The sequence below is a fragment of the Corynebacterium sp. MSK008 genome, from assembly GCF_030232585.1.
In the GTDB taxonomy this organism is placed as follows: Bacteria; Actinomycetota; Actinomycetes; order Mycobacteriales; family Mycobacteriaceae; genus Corynebacterium.
The window spans coordinates 215592-233395 of record NZ_JASPJX010000001.1 but is presented as its reverse complement, the minus strand read 5'-3'; the positions used below and the strand labels follow the sequence as shown (position 1 = coordinate 233395).

14 protein-coding genes and 1 pseudogene are annotated in these 17804 nt (G+C 65.7%); 4 read left to right on the top strand and 11 right to left on the bottom strand.

Annotated elements, in window-relative coordinates:
* Positions 1-2 precede the first annotated feature (2 nt).
* The 4 genes and pseudogenes from QP996_RS01090 to rpsP all read right to left on the bottom strand — a co-directional run bounded on the left by QP996_RS01090 (position 3) and on the right by rpsP (position 3809).
* Positions 3-1388, bottom strand: a complete 1386-nt coding sequence (locus tag QP996_RS01090; RefSeq protein ID WP_284870780.1) for an anaerobic C4-dicarboxylate transporter — start codon at positions 1386-1388, stop codon at positions 3-5.
* Between the two features lie 329 nt (positions 1389-1717).
* A pseudogene (trmD, locus tag QP996_RS01085) lies at positions 1718-2539 on the bottom strand (tRNA (guanosine(37)-N1)-methyltransferase TrmD); the annotation flags it as partial.
* A gap of 1 nt (position 2540) precedes the next feature.
* A complete protein-coding gene (gene rimM / locus QP996_RS01080; RefSeq protein WP_284870779.1) occupies positions 2541-3041 on the bottom strand; it encodes a ribosome maturation factor RimM in 501 nt (166 codons plus the stop codon).
* A 258-nt stretch (positions 3042-3299) separates the two neighbouring features.
* A complete protein-coding gene (gene rpsP / locus QP996_RS01075; RefSeq protein ID WP_284870778.1) occupies positions 3300-3809 on the bottom strand; it encodes a 30S ribosomal protein S16 in 510 nt (169 codons plus the stop codon).
* Positions 3810-4179: 370 nt separating this feature from the next.
* Between rpsP and QP996_RS01070 the strand changes: the two genes are divergently transcribed.
* Positions 4180-6333, top strand: a complete 2154-nt coding sequence (locus tag QP996_RS01070) for an acyltransferase family protein (protein ID WP_284870777.1) — start codon at positions 4180-4182, stop codon at positions 6331-6333.
* A 308-nt stretch (positions 6334-6641) separates the two neighbouring features.
* On the opposite strand, the gene ffh is transcribed toward QP996_RS01070, so the two are convergent.
* From ffh to smc, 4 genes are all read right to left on the bottom strand, one after another.
* On the bottom strand, positions 6642-8249 hold the full coding sequence (gene ffh / locus QP996_RS01065) for a signal recognition particle protein (RefSeq protein WP_284870908.1): 1608 nt from the start codon (positions 8247-8249) through the stop codon (positions 6642-6644).
* Between the two features lie 121 nt (positions 8250-8370).
* Positions 8371-10056: a signal recognition particle-docking protein FtsY gene (gene ftsY / locus QP996_RS01060; protein WP_284870776.1), complete on the bottom strand. Its 1686-nt coding sequence runs from the start codon at positions 10054-10056 to the stop codon at positions 8371-8373.
* A gap of 56 nt (positions 10057-10112) precedes the next feature.
* Positions 10113-10454: a hypothetical protein gene (locus tag QP996_RS01055; RefSeq protein ID WP_284870775.1), complete on the bottom strand. Its 342-nt coding sequence runs from the start codon at positions 10452-10454 to the stop codon at positions 10113-10115.
* A 30-nt stretch (positions 10455-10484) separates the two neighbouring features.
* Entirely contained in the window at positions 10485-13943 is a 3459-nt protein-coding gene (smc, locus tag QP996_RS01050; protein ID WP_284870774.1) for a chromosome segregation protein SMC, read from the bottom strand.
* Between the two features lie 341 nt (positions 13944-14284).
* Here smc and QP996_RS11835 point away from each other — a divergent pair, with 341 nt between their 5' ends.
* From QP996_RS11835 to QP996_RS01040, 3 genes are read left to right on the top strand one after another with little or no spacing between them, the layout of a single operon-like run.
* Complete coding sequence (locus QP996_RS11835; RefSeq protein WP_350309499.1) at positions 14285-14383, top strand: hypothetical protein; 99 nt, start codon at positions 14285-14287, stop codon at positions 14381-14383.
* A gap of 56 nt (positions 14384-14439) precedes the next feature.
* Complete coding sequence (locus tag QP996_RS01045) at positions 14440-14853, top strand: helix-turn-helix domain-containing protein (protein ID WP_284870773.1); 414 nt, start codon at positions 14440-14442, stop codon at positions 14851-14853.
* Between the two features lie 3 nt (positions 14854-14856).
* Entirely contained in the window at positions 14857-15312 is a 456-nt protein-coding gene (locus QP996_RS01040) for a protein-export chaperone SecB (protein ID WP_284870771.1), read from the top strand.
* Positions 15313-15314: 2 nt separating this feature from the next.
* Here QP996_RS01040 and QP996_RS01035 read toward each other — a convergent pair whose 3' ends face one another.
* The 3 genes from QP996_RS01035 to QP996_RS01025 all read right to left on the bottom strand — a co-directional run bounded on the left by QP996_RS01035 (position 15315) and on the right by QP996_RS01025 (position 17804).
* Positions 15315-15599, bottom strand: a complete 285-nt coding sequence (locus QP996_RS01035; RefSeq protein ID WP_284870770.1) for an acylphosphatase — start codon at positions 15597-15599, stop codon at positions 15315-15317.
* A 21-nt stretch (positions 15600-15620) separates the two neighbouring features.
* Positions 15621-17129 carry an alanine/glycine:cation symporter family protein gene (locus QP996_RS01030; protein WP_284870769.1) on the bottom strand — a complete coding sequence of 503 codons (1509 nt, stop codon included), beginning with the start codon at positions 17127-17129 and terminating at the stop codon, positions 15621-15623.
* A 168-nt stretch (positions 17130-17297) separates the two neighbouring features.
* On the bottom strand, positions 17298-17804 hold the full coding sequence (locus tag QP996_RS01025; protein ID WP_284870768.1) for a flavin reductase family protein: 507 nt from the start codon (positions 17802-17804) through the stop codon (positions 17298-17300).

Below are 17804 nucleotides of genomic sequence, written 5' to 3'. Positions count from 1 at the left end.
CTTTACAGCAGCACCTGCGCCAGAAGCGAGCCCACCACGCACGAGGTGAACACCGAAATCGCGCCCGGGATGAGGAACGAGTGGTTGACCACGAACTTGCCAATGCGCGTGGTGCCGGTGCGGTCGAAGCCGATGCAGGCCAAATCGGACGGGTAGGTGGGCAGGATCCAGTAGCCGTAGGCTGCGCCGTAAAAGCCGACGATGACCTTCGGGTCGATGCCCAGCGCCAGGCCGATCGGGGCGATGGCGACCAGCGCGGCGGCCTGCGAGTTGACCAGCTTGGACACGATGAGCAGCACGATCGCGTACGCCCACGGCGCGGCCTCCACAACGGAGCCCAGGCTGGACTCGAGCTGGTCGATGTGAGCGCTAAAGAACGTGTCCGCCATCCAGGCCACGCCGAAGACGGAGAACACCGCCGTCATGCCGGCCTTGAACACCGGAGTCGAGGCGATTTTCTTGTGGTCCACCTTGCAAAACAGCAGAATGATCGCACCGGCGAAGAGCATCACCATCTGGATGGCCAGGTTCATCGACAGCGGCTTGACGCCGCCGTCGCCGTCGTCGAACGCGGGCCGCAGGCCCTCGAACGCGCCGAGCACCACCACGAACGCGATGGCACCGAGGAAGACCCAGACGGCGTTGCGGGCGGACTTGGGAAAGACCTCGTCCAGCAGCGAGTGGCTGGACTTGTTAATGGATTCAGCGAACGCCGGATCCTGCATGCGCTCCTGGAACACCGGGTCCTTGTCCAGGTCCTTGCCGCGGCGCAGCGACCAGAGCGCGGCAAGGACAACGCCGGACAGCGACGCCGGGATGGCCACCATGAGGATCTGCGGGATGGAGTACGCCTTGTCAATCACGCCGGCGTTTTCCGCCAGGATCGACGCGAGCGAGACCGTGGCCACCGACACCGGCGAGGCGGTGATTCCCATCTGCGCGGACGTGGACGCCACGGCCATGGGGCGCTCCGGGCGGATGCCCTTTTTCACCGCGATGTCCTCGATGATGGGGAACATGGTGTAAACCACGTGCCCGGTGCCGCACAGCACCGTCAGGAACCAGGTGGTTAGCGGCGCGAGGATGGTGATTCGCTCTGGGTGGGCGCGCAGCAGTTTCTCCGCCTGCTGCATCATTACCTCGAGGCCGCGCGATTGCTGCAGCGTGGCCGCACATCCGATCACGGCGATGATGGTGAGCATCACGCCGACGGGCGGTTCGCCCGGCTCGAGGCCGAAGACGAACACCATGAGCATCAAACCGATGCCGGAGATCAGGCCGAGGCCGAGCCCGCCGTAGCGGGTGCCCAGCAGCAGGGCGCTGAGGATGATCAGGATTTGCAGGACGATGGCGACCGCGGACGTTGGGTCGAGCACTGACGCGAGCATGGGTGTCCTTTCTTACGCGTGTAACGCACCCAAGTGTATTGCCCGATTGGTCAGACCTTTAAATTTTCATAGGGTGATGTTGCCCACCAGATAGGTTAAACCTCTATCGTCCCGCCCGACTGATAAGCCCCAGTTGGCAGCGCCTTTTCCACCGCCCGCGTCGCCTCATCGAGCGCGAGCGCGGTACGCCCGGCGACGGTGAGCGTATCCCCCTCGAGCGTGATCTCAGGGTCGCGGTAGCCAGCCTTTTTCAGGGCTCTGCGCAATTGCTTCACGACGATCCGCGTCGCCCCGTCCACTCTCACCGTCGTGAGCACGTCGCGTGCGTCCAACATGAACCGGTCGTCCTCGCTGAGCGGTGTTTTTTCCAGCAGCTCGGGGCGGACCTCGCGGGTGCGCTTCAAGGACTGCTCCCTGCGCCAGGCCTCCACCTTGGCGTGGTCGCCGGAGGTGAGCACCGCCGGCGCCTCGAGGCCGCGCCAAACACGCGGCTTGGTGTAGCTCGGGCCCTCGAGCAGACCGTCGGAGAAGCTGTCGTCCTCATGGCTTTCGGTGTTGCCCAGCACGCCCGGGATCAGGCGCGTCACTGCTTCAGCGATGACCAGGACAGCAACCTCGCCGCCGATGAGCACATAGTCGCCTATGGACACCTCACGCACCCGGTAGCGCTTCGCCGCGTCATCGAAGACGCGCTGGTCGATGCCCTCGTAGCGCCCGCAGGCGAACACGATGTGCTCCTCGCGCGACCACGCCTGCGCGTCCTGCTGGGTGAAGGGCTTGCCGGCGGGGGTGGGCACGAGCAGCAGCGGTTTGCTGTCGTCCTCACCGCCTTCGTACGGGCGGGGTGCGACCTCGTGCACGTCGTCGTGGCGTAGCTTGTCGTTGCGGTGCGCCGCGGCGGTCTCAAGCGATGTTCCGGGGCGGCCTTTGGCGACGTCGTCAAGCGCGGGGCCCCACACCTCCGGCTTCATCACCATGCCCGGTCCCCCGCCCAGCGGCGGGGCGTCCACAGACTTGTGGTTGCCAGTGGCCCAATCGCGCAAGTCGTGCACGCCCACCGACAGGATCCCCTGCTCGATCGCCTTGCCCAGCAGCGCGTGGCGCAGCGGGTCGAGGTATTCGGGGAAAATGGTGACGACGTCTAAGCGCAAGTTAGACATCAAGCAGGCCCTCGGGCGGGGTGATGGTGAGATAGCCCGCATCCGTATCGAGCTCCGGGACGAAGTCCATCACGAACGGGACCATGACGTCCTTGCCGTTGTAGTCGATCTCCAAGATCTTCCGGTTCGGCGCGTCCATCACGCCGGTGACCTCGCCGACCTCGTCGCCGTCGTGCCGCACCTTCAGGCCGATGAGCTCGTGGTTGTAGTACTCGTCCGAGCCTTCCTCGCGCTCCAGCGGCTCGGCGAAGAACTTCATGCCGCGCAAACTGTCGGCGGCGGTGCGGTCCGGCACCTCCTCGAAGCTGACCAGCAGGCGCTTCTGATGCGGGCGCACCGTCTTCACGGTCAGCTCCCGCTCCTTGCCCGCCTGGCGGCCGGTGAGCACAGCGCCGACGACGATGTGCTCCTCCGACTCGTCCGCCAGCAACTCGACGGCAACCTCACCTTTCACGCCGTGGGACTTGACCACGCGGCCGATCTGCAGCTCCATGGGAGATCACGGTAGCAGGCCGCCGGTTCGCCGAACGTTCCTGGCTGCGCCAGCTCCCTCTGCGCCGCCTAGACAGACCCTGGGAGGCTCATCCTGGGAATGGCCGAATTTTGCGCGAACCCAGGCTGTGGATCCCAGGGTTTGCGAAAGTGGCAGGGTGGACGGCCCGGTGACAAAAGGACTCCCCCCCGCCAACGCGAAACCCCCGTTCCGCGCGCGGTGTGCGGGAACGGGGGTTCGTCGATAAGCGAAGAGTGCTTAGTTCTCCTCGGCTTCAGCGTCCTCGGACTCAGCCTCGGCGGACTCGCCCTCAGCCTCAGCAGCCTCAGCCTCGGCAGCAGCGGCGGCCTCAGCGGCCTCCTTCGCCTCAGCCTCTTCCTTGGCCTTCTTGCGCTTCTCGGTGATGGCCTCAGCGGTCGGGCCGTTCTTGGCCTCCTCCAGCGCCTGGTTGAACAGGTCGAGCTTGGACGGCTTCTCCTCGGCCACCTTCAGGGTGCCCTCGGCGCCGTCGATGCCCTTGTGCTTCTGCCAGTCGCCGGTCACCTTCAACAGTGCCATCACCGGCTCGGTCGGCTGCGCGCCGACGCCCAGCCAGTACTGAGCGCGCTCGGAATCGATGCGGATGAGCGACGGCTCTTCCTTCGGGTGGTAGATACCGATGTTCTCGATGACGGCACCGTCGCGACGGGTGCGGGCGTCAGCGATGACGACGCGGTACTGCGCGTTGCGGATCTTGCCAACGCGCTGCAGCTTGATCTTTACAGCCATGGTGTACTTCCTTTTAGGTCACTGGGCAGTGCAGACACTCGCCACTTATCGACGAGCCGGTTCAACCCTTCTTATTTACCCTGCGCGTGCCTGGCCGGGCGACCTCCCTTGTTTGGAAGCAAGGGCAAGACGGATCCGGCGCGTACGCAGTTATGGACTTGTCGTGCCAGGCGCACATACACGCCGGACAACCCGTGATACCTTACGCGCGCTTCGCCCCGGTTCCAAAACACGCGTCCGCTTTTGCCCGGTCATGCCCGCGCGAGTCCGGTTCGGTCCAGCGCGTCAGGGACGGTATTGTCCTTAACCGCTTGTGACGATAGTCGGCACATCACAGAACCACACACGACATGACGGGTTGGAGAAACGGTTGAGTACGACGGCAGGGCACCCACCGCAGCCGACGAAGGGCTCCACCGCCTACCGCGTCGACCTGGACGGTTTACGCGGGTTCGCCATCGCGCTCGTGGTAATCTTCCACGTGTTCGTCGGCCGCGTCTCCGGCGGCGTGGACGTTTTCCTGCTGCTGTCCGGCTACTTTTTCCTCGGCGGCCAGCTGCGCTACGCGCTGCGCCCGAATCCGAACCTGAATCCGTGGTGGCCGTTGTGGCGCACCATCCGCAGGCTGGTGCCGGCGCTGGCGCTGGTGGTGGTCGTGGTCGTCGGTCTTGTGCTGGCGTTTACCCCGGAACTAATGGGCGTGGAGCTGTCCCGCCAGGTCACCGCGTCGATGCTGTACTTCCAAAACTGGGAGCTGATGTCGCAGAACGCGGATTACGCCGCGGCCAGCCAGGAGACCTCCCCCCTGCAGCACCTGTGGTCCATGTCCGTGCAGGGGCAGTTCTACGTCTTCGGCATTCTGCTGGGCTGGGTCGTAGCCGTGGCCGTCGCGAAGCTGCACGCGAAGCCTGAACACGCCCGCCGCGCCGCCATCGCGCTGCTGGCTGTGATCACCGTGGCATCGTTCGCCTGGGCTTCCCGCTTCGGGCTGGAGGGCACAGGCGAGAACTACTACTCCACGTTCTCCCGCGCGTGGGAGCTCTCCCTCGGCGCGCTGCTGGCGTTCGTGCCGGCGAACCGGTTCCTGCCACAGGCCACCGCGTGGCTCACCGCGCTGTTGGGCGTGGCACTCATCGCCATCACGGGTTTCATCGTGCCCACCTCGCTGGCGTTCCCCGGCCCCGTCGCCCTGATCCCGCTGACCGGCGCAGCGCTGGTGATCCTCTCGGGCAACGCCAACGGCGTGTCCAAGGTGCTCGCCTCCGCCCCGATGACCTGGCTCGGCAGCGTGGCCTACTCGCTGTACCTGTGGCACTGGCCGCTACTGATCATCGTCACCGTCATCGGCGGCTACGACACCCCGCCGGCCTGGCTGGGCGCACTTGTCATCGTGGTGTCGCTGTGCCTGGCGCACGTCACGCACACGCTCGTGGAGGACCCGCTGCGCCAGCACCGCCCCCGCCCGCGTGGCGACGACGACCCAGTGGCGGCCGCGAAGGCGTCGCTACGCACCTTGCCCGGCGCCGCGCGTGCAGTCGGCGGAGTGCTCGCCGCAGCACTGTTCGCAGTCGCCCTGGCCGTCCAACCGTACTGGGACAACCGAGTCGACAGCGCGGATAAGACACTCGACCCGGTGAATTACCCCGGCGCCCGCGCCATCCAAGGCGCGCAGGTGCCGGATATGAAACCGCAGCCGGACCCGAACCTCATCGCCGGCATGTTCCCACCCATCGGGCTCGACGACTGCATGATCTTCCTCCCCGAAGCCCCCGACGCCATGCCCGGCCCGGACTGCACCTACGGCGACCTAGAGGCGGACACGACAATCGTGCTCGCCGGCGGCTCCCACATCGAGCCGTTCATTGTCCCCCTGGACAAGCTGGGCAAGGAGCACCACTTCAAGGTCGCCACCTTCGTGCGACAGGAGTGCCCGCTAGTGGTCGGCGGCCCACTAGACCCCGCCAACGACATCGTCTCCCCCGAGTGCGCCGAATGGGGCGAAAACGCGATGCAGGAAATCATCAACCTGCAGCCCGACATGCTCATCTCCACCTCCACCCGCCCCGCAGGCCACGCCGGCGACGGCCGCGTCTCCGCCGACTACGTGCCTAACGCCTACGCCAACCTATGGCAGCGCCTGGCAGAGCTGGGCATCCCCTTCGTGGGCTTGCGCGACAACCCGTGGATGTTCACCCCCACCGGCGAGCCGATGGACCCGAACCTGTGCATTGTGGCGGGCTACTCCGAGCACGCCTGCTCGATGGCGGCGGACATGGTCTACGCTCCCGAGGACCCGGCCGCGTACTTCCTCGACGACGCCTACGCGCAGTGGGAAATCGACACCGCCGGCTGGTACTGCGTCGACGGCCTGTGCCCGCCCCAGATCGGCAACGTGTACATCTACCGCGACCAGAACCACATCTCCAACGCCTACGCCGAGTCCCTGACGCCGGTGCTGTGGGAGCGCCTCGCGCCGATCTTCGAGGAGCTTTCGCTTCTCGACGCCCCTCCGGCCACCCCGTAGCCCCACCCGTTGGCGCCGGGCCGGGCGCCGGGCCACCCCGTAGGCGCTCCCCTTTGACCGCCCCATTCCGCGGATCCAGCTAGTAGGGGCTCGTTATTCGCCATTTTTCGGCTAATAGCTGGGTCCTACTAGCTGGATCCGTGCCGAAGACCTTACCGGAACGCCGGGCCCCGGCCCGCCCCACAGAACCAGAGCGAGAAACCCCTAGTACGGCCGAAAACTGGCCATACTAGGGGTCCTCCGCTCGGGGTCCGCGGGAGAGTGCCGCCGGTTGGCAGGCCCTCCGGAGCAGCGCACCGCGCCGCCGGCTAGAAGAACTTGCCCTTCTGCATGCGCTTCATCGCCTCGTTGAAGTCGAGGTTATTCAGATCCATGCCCTGCATGCCTGCCGGCAGCTGTTCCTGGAGCTTCTCCAGCTCCTTCGGGTCCGGCATGCCGCCCATGCCAGGCATCCCCGGCATCTTGGGCATGCCGCCTCCGCGCTTCGGCGGCTTGCGCTTGCCGTTTTTGCCCTTGCGTCCCTTCGGCTTCTTCTTCGTGGCGGAGCGGCCGCCACCCATGCCCGGCATCCCCGGCAGGCCGAACTGGCTGGCCATCTGCCCCATCATCTTCTTGGCTTCGAAAAAGCGGTCGACGAGTTGGTTGACGTCGGAGACTTTCACACCGGAGCCGTTGGCGATGCGCTTGCGTCGAGAGGCGTTGAGGATCTTCGGGTCCTGGCGCTCCTCGGGCGTCATGCCGCGGATGATGGCCTGGATGCGGTCGAGTTGCTTCTCGTCGACCATGTCGGCCATCTGGTTCATCTGCTTGCCGCCCGGCATCATCTTCAGCAGGTTGCCGATGGGCCCCATGCGGCGGATCATCAGCAACTGGTCCAGGAAGTCCTCAAGGGTCAGCTCGCCGGAGGTGAGCTTGTTGGCGGCAGCCTCAGCGTCCTGCTCGTTGTAGGTCGCCTCGGCCTGCTCGATCAGGGAGAGCAAATCGCCCATGCCGAGGATGCGGCTGGACATGCGCTCCGGGTGGAAGACGTCGAAGTCTTCGAGCTTCTCGCCTGTCGACGCGTACAGGATCGGCTTGCCGGTGACCTCACGGATGGACAGTGCCGCACCGCCGCGGGCGTCGCCGTCGAGCTTGGTCAGCACCACGCCGGTGAAGTCCACGCCCTGGGCGAACGCCTCGGCGGTCTTCACCGCGTCCTGGCCGATCATGGCGTCGATGACAAAGAGGACCTCGTCGGGGTTGACTGCGTCGCGGATATTGCGCGCCTGGGTCATCAGCGTCTCGTCGATGCCGAGGCGACCGGCGGTATCGATGATGACCACGTCGTTCTTCTGGTGCTTGGCGTGCTCGATGCCCTGCTGCGCCACGGCAACCGGGTCGCCGTGGGAGGTGCCCATCTCGTGCTCGTAGGAGTCCAGCGACGTGCCCGGGTCCGGGGCGAAGGTGGGCACGCCGGCGCGCTCGCCAACGATCTGCAGCTGCTGCACCGCGCCGGGGCGCTGCAGGTCGCAGGCCACCAGCATCGGGGTGTGGCCCTGCTTGGCCAGATGGTGTGCCAGCTTGCCGGCGAGCGTGGTCTTACCGGCACCTTGCAGGCCGGCGAGCATGATCACGGTCGGCGGGTTTTTCGCCATGTTCAGCCGGCGCGTTTCGCCGCCGAGGATGTTGGTCAGCTCCTCGTCGACGATCTTGATCACCTGCTGTGCAGGGTTCAGCGCCGCGGACACATCTGCGCCGAGCGCACGCTCCTTGACGCGCTTGATAAACGCGCGCACGACGGTGAGCGAGACGTCCGCCTCAAGCAGGGCGAGACGGATCTCGCGCGCGGTGGCGTTGATGTCTTCCTCGGTGAGCTTGCCCTTGCCGCGCAGGCCGCCGAGGGCTGATTGGAGGCGGTCGGACAGTGACTCGAACACGGTGTGCACGCTCCCTTGTGCTGCTAGCGGAAAATAATCCCCACAAGACTAGCGCGCGCCCCGGGCAATGGGCACATCACTGTGTCATCGCCGGGGCGCGTGCGCGTCGATAGGCAAATGCTTAGCCGAGCAACGCGTCGACGAAGCTTTCCACCTCAAACGGCGCAAGATCGTCTGCGCCCTCACCCAGGCCGACGAGCTTTACCGGCACACCGAGCTCCTCCTGCACCTGGAAAACGATGCCGCCCTTCGCGGTGCCGTCCAGCTTGGTCAGCACCACGCCGGTGATGTCCACGACCTCGCGGAACACGCGCGCCTGCATGATGCCGTTTTGGCCGACGGTGGCATCCAGCACGAGCAGGACCTCGTCGACGTTGCTCTTCTTCTCCACCACGCGCTTGACCTTGCCCAGCTGGTCCATCAGTCCGGTGGAGGTGTGCAGGCGGCCGGCGGTGTCCACGAGCACAACGTCCGCGCCCTCGGCGACACCGGTGGCCACGGCGTCGAAGGCGACGGACGCCGGGTCCGCGCCCTCCTTGCCGCGCACGGTGGAAGCGCCGACGCGCTTGCCCCAGGTCTCCAGCTGGTCCGCGGCGGCCGCGCGGAAGGTATCCGCCGCGCCGAGGACCACGGAGTGGCCCATGGACACCAGCACGCGCGCGAGCTTGCCGGTGGTGGTGGTCTTGCCGGTGCCGTTGACGCCGACGACCAGGATCACGGCGGGTTTGCCGTCGTTCGGCATGGCCTTGATCGAGCGGTCCATCTCGGGGCGCGCGGCCTCGATGAGCGTTTCGCGCAGCATCGCGCGGGCCTGGTCCTCGGTCTCCACGCCGCGCTCGGCGATCTTCTCGCGCAGCGAGTCGGTGACCTTCATGGTCAGCTCGGCGCCGAGGTCCGCCATGATCAGCGTGTCCTCGATTTCCTCCCAGGCGTCCTCGTCCAGGTCGCCCGCGGTGAGGATGCCCAACAGGCCCTGGCCGATCGCGTTCTGAGAGCGCGACAGGCGCCCGCGCAGCTTACCCATGCGCCCTGCGGCCGGTGCGATGTCGTCGATCGGCTCCTCTGTTGGCGCCTCAACCACGACGGCGTCGTCGGAGACCTCGGCGCCCTCCTGACGCGCTTCATCGGCGCTAGTCTGCGCTGCAGCAGCAGCCGCGGCAGCCTCCTCCGCCTCGGCTTCCGCGGATGCAGCCTCTGAAGTGGCCTCCGGCTCGACCGGGTCAGGTTCCGTGACAACGTCCTCCGCAACCGGGAGCTCTTCCTCCTGGACTCGCAGCTCCTCTTCGACGGCGGCCTTCTCGGGGGCCGGTTGCTTCTCGACGGGCTCCGCCGGGACATCCGCAACCGGTTGCTGCTCGGCGGGCCGCTCCGGCTCCACGGGTTCGTCAGCCGGCTCCACCGGTTCGTCAGCGGCAGGCTCTGCCTGCGCTGATTGGGAAGTCTCGGTGGGGACCTGTGGTTCGTCGTCACGCGAAATTGCGCGCTCGACCACGGTCTCCCCTTCCTCGTGCTTCGGTGGGACAAAGGCCGCGGCTGCCTCCGGCGCGGGCTTGTCGCGACGAACCGGCTCCGGCTGCTTCGGCTGCGCGTCCGCCTGCGCGAAGTTGAAGCCGCCCTTGGCCTGGTAGTTGCCTGACTTCTCCTGCTGGGTCAGCTCCTTGGGCTCTTCGACCTTGTCGAAGGAGATGGTCTTCGATTCCCTGCGCTTCTTTCCGGCGACAACAACGCCGATGAGGATCAGCGCGATGACGATTACTGCGAGGACAATCCAAAACGCAGTGCTGTTGACTAAAGCATTGAGATCCATGCGCTCTAGTGTGCCAGCACCGCCGACATCACGCGGGGGCGGGCATCAAGAAGGCCCTAGTGGCTCTTTTGGTAGAGCTCTCCGTCGCCGAGTCCGATCCGCAAATCCCCCTCATCCGTTTGAGTGACCGGCAACCGTGTTTCCGAGCCATCCGCGGTGAAAATGAGGTTATCCTCATCGACGGTGCACGCCTCGTCAGCCTCAACATTTTCGGGCTCGGCGACGTGGTGCAGCGTGCAGTCTCCCCCGTCGATGGTGAGAGTACTGGTCAGTTTCTCCTCACCAGCTGATTCAACCTTGGTGTAGGTGCCGTCCAAATCCGCTGAGGTGGAGCATCCGCCAACAAAGAGAGCCAGCGCGAAAACACCCACAACCGCCGAGCTACGCGATACAGACATATTCATCCTTTCTCCAACTTTTGGATGATACTACATGGCGGGCGCAGCCCCGGCAGGCTGCATACGCTGCGAAAGCACGCGGGTGACACCGTCGCCGCGCATGGTCACGCCGTAGAGCACGTTCGCCACGTCCATGGTGGGCTTCTGGTGGGTGATCACGATGAGCTGGGAGTCCTGCCGCAGTTCCTCGAGCAGGGCGATGAGGCGGCGGAGGTTGACGTCGTCAAGCGCTGCCTCCACCTCGTCCAGCACGTAGAACGGGCTGGGGCGCGCGCGGAAGATGGCCACCAGGAAGGCAAGCGCGGTCAGGGACTTTTCACCGCCGGAAAGCAAGGACAAACGCTTGACTCGCTTGCCCGGCGGGCGGGCCTCGATCTCGATGCCGGTGGCGAGCATGTCCTCCGGCTCGGTGAGCACAAGCCGCGCCTCGCCGCCCGGGAACAGTGTTTGGAACACGCGCGGGAACTCGGCCTCCACGTCCGCCCAGGCGTCGGTGAACAGCTGCAGGATCTGCGCGTCCACGTCCTCGATCACGTTCGTGAGGTCCTTGCGGGCCTGGATCACGTCGTCGAGCTGCGTGCTCAAAAACGTGTAGCGCTCCTCCAACGCCTTGAATTCCTCCAGCGCCAGCGGGTTGACCTTGCCCAGGGCGCGCAGGTCCTTCTCCGCCTGCTTGAGGCGCTTCTGCTCGGCGTCGCGGTCGAAGTCCTCGCCTGGGGTGTAGTCCGCCAGCAGGTCGGCGACGGCGATGCCCAGCGACGCGGTGATGTTGGCCTCCGCCTCATCGATGCGCACCTGCGCCTGCGAGCGCGCGATGTCGGACTGGTGCGCGTTGTCCGTCAACCGCGCGAGCTGCTGGCGGGTGGCGCCCACCTGCTGGCGCGCCTGCTGCACCTTGCCCTGCAAAGAATTGACCTGCGCGTTCAAATCATCGCGCTGGGCGGTAGCGCGGGCGAGCGCGTCCTCGATGCGGGCGGCGAGATCACGCGCGTGCTTCTCGACAGCACCGGCCAGCTCCCCTTCCGCCCTCCGGCGAGCCATCGCCGCTTCATGGCGGGCCTTCGCCTGCCGCTCCTGCTCCGCCTGCCGTCGCAACGCATCGCCCTTGCCCGCCTCGGCCTCGGCCCGTTGCTGCGCGGTGCGCGAGGCGAGCGTGGCCTCCATTTCCAGCGATTTGGCGTGGTTGAGCGCGTTTCTGGCCTGGTCACGCTGCTCCGTCGACGGCTCCTCCGGCGACTCCGCCACGTCCGTGTCCACGCGAGTGAGGCGGTCGCGCGTCTCCTCCAACTCGCTGCGGCGTTGGGCCAGGCGCGCGTCCGCCTCGTTCGCACGCGCTGCCGCGCGCTCGTGCTCGGACTTGTTCGCCTCGGCCTGCTTGACCAGGCGTGCCAGGTCGCGGCGCCAGGATTCCACTTCGGTGTCGTGCTCGCGCAGCGCCGCCTTGGCGGACGCGGCGCTCACGCGAGCCTCGTCGGCGGCGACGGTCGCGCCTTCCAGGGTGCCGGCGAGTTCCTCGAGCAGCTGTTGCGCTTCGGCCAACTCGGACTTCGCTGCCTCGATGCGGGCCGAGACCTCCACCGTGGAGGTCTGCCCCGTGCCGGCGGCGACCCACCCCTCGCCCACCAGCACGCCCGCAGGCGTGACGGCGCGCAGGCGCGGGTCCTGCTGCACCACGCCACGGGCGGCCGCGAGGTCGCCCGCCACCACCACGTCCGCGAGCAGGCGCGTGACCGGGCCAACCACCGTTGGGTCCAGCTCCACGTGGTCGAGCAACCAGTCCACCTCGCCGTCGGTGTCTAAGCGCCACGACGACCCGCCGCGCGCATCCACCACCACGGTGCGGGCGGCCGACTCCAGCGCGCCGACCGCGTCGTCGGAAACCTCGCCCGCCAGCGCCTCAGCGTGCTCGCCGAGCGCCGCAGCGAGCGCGCGGTCCAGCCCGGGCTCCACCGTGACTAAGCCAGCAAGCGCCGTAAACCCGGAGAGCACGTCTTCCGCCGAACGCTTCGGCGCCTGCTCTGCCAGCGTGTCAATGCGCGACTGCAGGGTTGCCACCGCCCGCTCGTGCTCGCGCTGCTTCGCCCGCAGCTGGTCCAGGCGCTTGTCCGCGGCGTCGGACTCGGTGTGGGCGCGGGCGAAGGCGTCGTCGAGAGGCGAGCGCTCCGCTGCAAAGCCCGCGATGCGCTCCTCGACGGACGCGACCTCCGCATCGGCCTCGCGGGCGCGCTGCTTCGTCTCCGCGAGCGTCTCCTCCAGGCGGCGCACCTCTTCCTCGGCAGCTTCGACGGCCGCTGCCTGGGATTCCTCCTGCGCGATCAGGCGCACGACACCCTCGCGGCGGTCCGCGATCGCGCGCACCTGCGCCATGTGTTCGCGCTCGGCGGCGTCGAAGGCCTCCTGGCGCTCGGCGACCTCCTCGCGGATGGTCTCGAGCTTCTCCGCGGCTTCTTCGGCGGCTTCGAGGGCTTCGGCGTAGCGCTCGTCCGCAAGCTGCGCCCGCGCCTCCAGGTCCTCCGGATCCTGCCCTGCAAACGGCGCGAACGAGTTGGAGCTGCGGGAGCGCTCCGAGGCGATGCGCTGGGTGGCGCTGACGCGCTCAGCCAGGGTGGACAGCGCAAACCACAGCTGCTGCGCCTCCTGCGCCTGCGGCTGCAGCTCCTGCTGGCGAGCCTCGACGGCCTCCTGCTCCTCCACCGCGGTCTCCAACGTCGCGGTGACGGTCTCCACCTGCTCCGCCAGCATCTCGGCGGCGCGCTCGGCGTCTGCGTACTTCGCGCGCAGCCGTACCACCTGATCGCCGGCGAGCTTAAGCTTCGCATCGCGCAACTCCGCCTGCACCGCCGCGCCCCGCTTGGCGGCCTCCGCCTGGCGGGCCAGGGGTTTGAGCTGCTTGCCTAGCTCGTCGGTGAGGTCGGTCAGGCGGTCCAGGTTCGCCTGCATGCCGGTGAGCTTGCGCTGCGCCTTCTCCTTGCGGCGGCGGTGCTTGAGCACACCCGCAGCCTCTTCGATGAACGCGCGGCGCTCCTCCGGGCGCGAATCCAGGATCTCGGAGAGCTTGCCCTGGCCGACGATGATGTGCATCTCCCGGCCGATACCGGAATCGGACAGCAGCTCCTGGATGTCCATCAGACGCGCCTTGGAGCCGTTGATCTCGTACTCGCTCGCGCCGTCGCGGAACATGCGGCGGGTAATGGCCACATCTGTGTAGTCGATGGGCAGGCGCTTGTCCGTGTTGTCGAAGGTGAGCGTGACCTCCGCGCGCCCCAGCGGCTTGCGGCCGCCCGCGCCAGCGAAGATGACATCTTCCATCTTCCCGCCGCGCAAGTTTTTCGCGCCCTGCTCGCCCATCACCCACGCGAGCGCATCCACCACGTTGGATTTGCCGGAGCCGTTGGGTCCCACCACGGCGCAGATGCCGGGCTCGAATTTCATCGTCGTCGCCGACGCGAAGGACTTGAATCCTTTGAGCGTCAGCGATTTCAGGTGCATTGGGGCAGTGTAACCCAGCGCTTCCTAATAAAGACTGCGCGGTGTCGGACACCCGCGCTACCTTTATTTCAGAACAAGGGAGGGTGGATGACTTACAAGCGCCAGATCCGTTGGTTCGCGCCGGGCGGCGATTCCGTCCCTGTGAGCAAGCGGGAGTTCGAGAGTCTGGATCTCCAAGGGCGTGCTGCCCTCGCCAAAAAGTTGGACAGGCTGCGAAGAGCTGAAATTGGGCTCCGAGACCTGAGGCACCTGCGAGACAACATCTATGAAGTAAGGGTTCGCGTTGGTTCGAATCAGTACCGTGCCACGCTCATCCAAGACCCCCCGTCCACTTCATCATTTTGTCGTGCTTCGTCAAAAAGAGTGCAAAGACCCCAAAACAAGAGCTGGACAAGGCAATCGAGCGAAGCAAGACATGGGAACAGGGGAAATCCAGTTGACATCCCCCACCACACCAGTAATATCGGACATAACCGATATTTGAGGGAGGGTGGCAATGAACTACACGGATGACAACTCCATGGAAGTCGATTTTGAGGGCCTTCTGGACGATCCCGAATTCGCGGATGCATTTGAAGATGCCTCCGTCCGTTCCGCTCTCGCAGAAACCCTGCGACAGATCAGAAAGACGTCTGGCCAAACCCAACGCCAAGTAGCAAGCACCATGGGCACTACTCAATCAGCGATTTCCGAGCTGGAACGCGGTGAAGCAGATCCGCAGCTGTCAACAGTTCAGCGCTACGCACGAGCAGTCGGCGCTAAAGTCCGTTTCGCTGTGGACGCTCCCGACCGTGTCACTTCCCTGGTCTCTCCGTACCGCCAGGTTTCCGCCACTACCTCGCCGCGAAATCCCGCCCATTCGGACATCCCGAGGCCCAACTTCACCTACAAGCAGATAAAGGTGGTGTAACAGGTGGCAGCCGAAAACCACGAAGAACTCCGCGTTCTAGCTGGACGCGTTGCAGGCCAGTCGAATCTTCGCGATATCCGCCTGACAAGCTCCCAGCTCGAGCTGATGTCAGTTCCTGAGCCTGGGGCACCACTCGAGGTCGCACTCGACGTCTCCCCCGAGGCACAGATTTCGTCGGGCACTGCCCCCGATCCCCACCTTATTCTCGTCAATTGCAGCTTCGACGTGTCCATCAGCCGCGAAGATTCCAGTGATTCCGTCCAGGTAGCGAATATTCGTTCTTCGTTCACCGCCGCATTCACTGCTGACTCCGACAACGATTTTTCGGACGAGGAACTCCAAGCATTCGCGAACTCCACTGGAGTCTTTGCTATTTACCCCTACGCGAGGGAATACGTCTCAGACTGCACCCGCCGTCTCGGCTTGCCCACTTTGGTGCTCGACCTGTTCAAACAGTGAGCTCATCGCTCCTCAAACCCCTCCGCGCCCTTCGGCTCCCCGAACTGCGCCTGAACGTGCTCCACATTGCCCGGGCGCTTCGCCGTCGAAGGCTGCTCTTCAAGAAGGGCTTTTAGCTTCTTGACGTCACCTTCGGCCCCCTCCGCAACCACCTCCACCCTGCCGTCAGCAAGGTTCTTCGCGTAGCCGGCCAATCCCAGCTCGAGGGCGCGGGAGCGAGTCCACCAGCGAAACCCCACCCCCTGGACGTTGCCGCGGACGTGGGCGGTCATGCGTGTGTCTGCCATGCCGCCCAAGCGTAGCCGTGATTAACGCCCGTCGTTGCCCTGGCGGATGGTGATGCGGTCCTCTTCGCTGCGACGGGTCACCGGGTCCGAACCGTCCCAGTACTCCAAGTTCTTCAGCTCCGGGAGCATGTCACGGTGGAACACCGGGTCGATGCCCTTGCGGCGCTGGTCGTTGAAGTTCTTCAGCAGCTTCAGCACCACGCCGCCGAGCGGGATGATGGCGATGATGTTGAAGATGGCTAACAGGCCAGCCATGGTGTCGCCGAGCGCCCACACGAGTGGGACGGAACCGAACGCGCCGAAGATGACAAACCCGATGACAACGATGCGGAAGATGTTGAGCGCAGATTTGGATTCGGTGAGGTACTCCAGGTTGGTCTGCGCGAGGTAGTAGTTGCCAATCACGGAGGAGAACGCCAGGAAGAACAGGATGGCCGTGATGGCGTGGGCGCTCCAGTCGCCCAGGGAATCAGCCAGCGCGGACTGGGTCAGGGAGACACCCTGCACATCGTCCATGCCGTAGGACACGGCCGGGCCGAGCAGCACGATAAAGGCGGTGATGGTGCACACGAGCAGCGTGTCAAAGTACACGCCGAGGGTTTGCACCAGGCCCTGCTTGACCGGGTGGGACACGGTTGCAGATGCGGCTGCGTTCGGGGCGGAGCCCATGCCGGCCTCGTTGGAGAACAGACCGCGGCGCATGCCTTGGGTAAACGCGAGCCAGACTCCGGCGCCGGCAACTTCCTTCAGGCCGAACGCATGGCTGACAATCAGCTCGAACATGGCGGGGATCTCGCGCCAGTTCACCACGAGTACCACCACGCCCATGATGATGTAGGCACCGGCCATAAACGGCACGATCACCTGCGTCCACGATGCGATGCGCGTCACGCCGCCGAAGATGACCAGTGCGGTGAGGATCGCCAGCACACCGGCGACTGCGGATTTGACCAGCACGGAGTCGTTGCCCACGGAGGTTTCAATCGCGGCGGTGATGGAGTTGGTCTGGATGGCGTTGTAGACAAAGCCGTAGGTCAGCGCCAAAAAGGCGGAGAACAGCACGGCCAGCGGCCTCCAGCCCAGACCGCGCGTCATGTAGTAAGCGGGCCCGCCGTGGTAGTTGCCTTCCGCGTCCTTGGTCTTCCACAGCTGCGCCAGCGTGGACTCCACAAACGCGGTGGCGCCGCCGAGGAGTGCAAGCAGCCACATCCAGAACACCGAACCCGGCCCGCCGATGGAGATCGCCAGCGCCACGCCGGCGATGTTGCCGGTGCCGACGCGCGAGGCGGCGGAGATGGTAAACGCCTTGAACGCGGATACGCCACCGTACTCTTCGTCCAGGTCGCGGCCTTCGCGGTCCTTGCCCTTGGGCGTCTCGGCGACGGCCTTGAGCATGTCGGGGACCATGCGGATTTGGACGAATAGGGTGCGGAATCCGAAGTAGACGCCGGCGGCGATGAGGAACACCGGGACGATGTTCCACAGCACGCCGTTGAGCGAATCTTCGACGAAGGTGGTGGCTGTTTCCATGGCGGGCAGTGTATCCGCAGGTTGCCCACATCACACAACTAGCGGCTCTTGATCTCCCCCTCCACCGCACTCCGCTCCCACAAACCCAGAGGAAGCATCCCCTATTACGGCCCAAATCCGGGCAAATTCACCCTTTCGTTCTCAGGGTTTGCGCAGCAGGGACGCGGCCTACCCCTCCACCGCCGGGGTGCACACCTCGCCGGGGTGAATCGCGCCGTGGGTGCCAAACTCGCGCTGCCAGTACAGCAGCGGGCAGTTGGTGTTCACGTCGGTTGCGGTGACGTCGACAAGCACGAGCACATGGTCTCCGGCCTCGATCATCTGCGAGACTCGCCCGGCCGCCCAGGTGTGGTTGCCGGCGAGCTGCGGCGCGCCGTCGGCCATCGCCCACTCCGCCCCCGCGAAGCGGTCCACCCCCTTGGTGGCGAAGCGCCGCGCAAGCACGTTCTGCTCTGTGGAGAGCACATTAATGCCTATCGACGCCCCTTCGGCCAACAACGCCAACAGCGACGACCTTTGATCCAGCGACACCAGCACCATCGGCGGATCCAGCGACAAGGACATAAAGGCGCTGACGGTGGTGCCGTGCGGGTCCGTCGCAGAACCGGTGGTCACGATCGCCACCGCGGCAGCCAGCTGGCTCATTGCGTCTTTGAATGCTGACTGATCAACCAT

Coding starts and splice junctions, on each gene's coding strand:
- QP996_RS01025 (WP_284870768.1), bottom strand. CDS start 17,804: ATGGTTGATCAGTCAGCATTCAAAGACGCAATGAGCCAGCTGGCTGCC.
- ftsY (WP_284870776.1), bottom strand. CDS start 10,056: ATGGATCTCAATGCTTTAGTCAACAGCACTGCGTTTTGGATTGTCCTC.
- QP996_RS01035 (WP_284870770.1), bottom strand. CDS start 15,599: ATGGCAGACACACGCATGACCGCCCACGTCCGCGGCAACGTCCAGGGG.
- QP996_RS01090 (WP_284870780.1), bottom strand. CDS start 1,388: ATGCTCGCGTCAGTGCTCGACCCAACGTCCGCGGTCGCCATCGTCCTG.
- QP996_RS01055 (WP_284870775.1), bottom strand. CDS start 10,454: ATGTCTGTATCGCGTAGCTCGGCGGTTGTGGGTGTTTTCGCGCTGGCT.
- QP996_RS01045 (WP_284870773.1), top strand. CDS start 14,440: ATGAACTACACGGATGACAACTCCATGGAAGTCGATTTTGAGGGCCTT.
- QP996_RS01030 (WP_284870769.1), bottom strand. CDS start 17,129: ATGGAAACAGCCACCACCTTCGTCGAAGATTCGCTCAACGGCGTGCTG.
- smc (WP_284870774.1), bottom strand. CDS start 13,943: ATGCACCTGAAATCGCTGACGCTCAAAGGATTCAAGTCCTTCGCGTCG.
- rpsP (WP_284870778.1), bottom strand. CDS start 3,809: ATGGCTGTAAAGATCAAGCTGCAGCGCGTTGGCAAGATCCGCAACGCG.
- rimM (WP_284870779.1), bottom strand. CDS start 3,041: ATGGAGCTGCAGATCGGCCGCGTGGTCAAGTCCCACGGCGTGAAAGGT.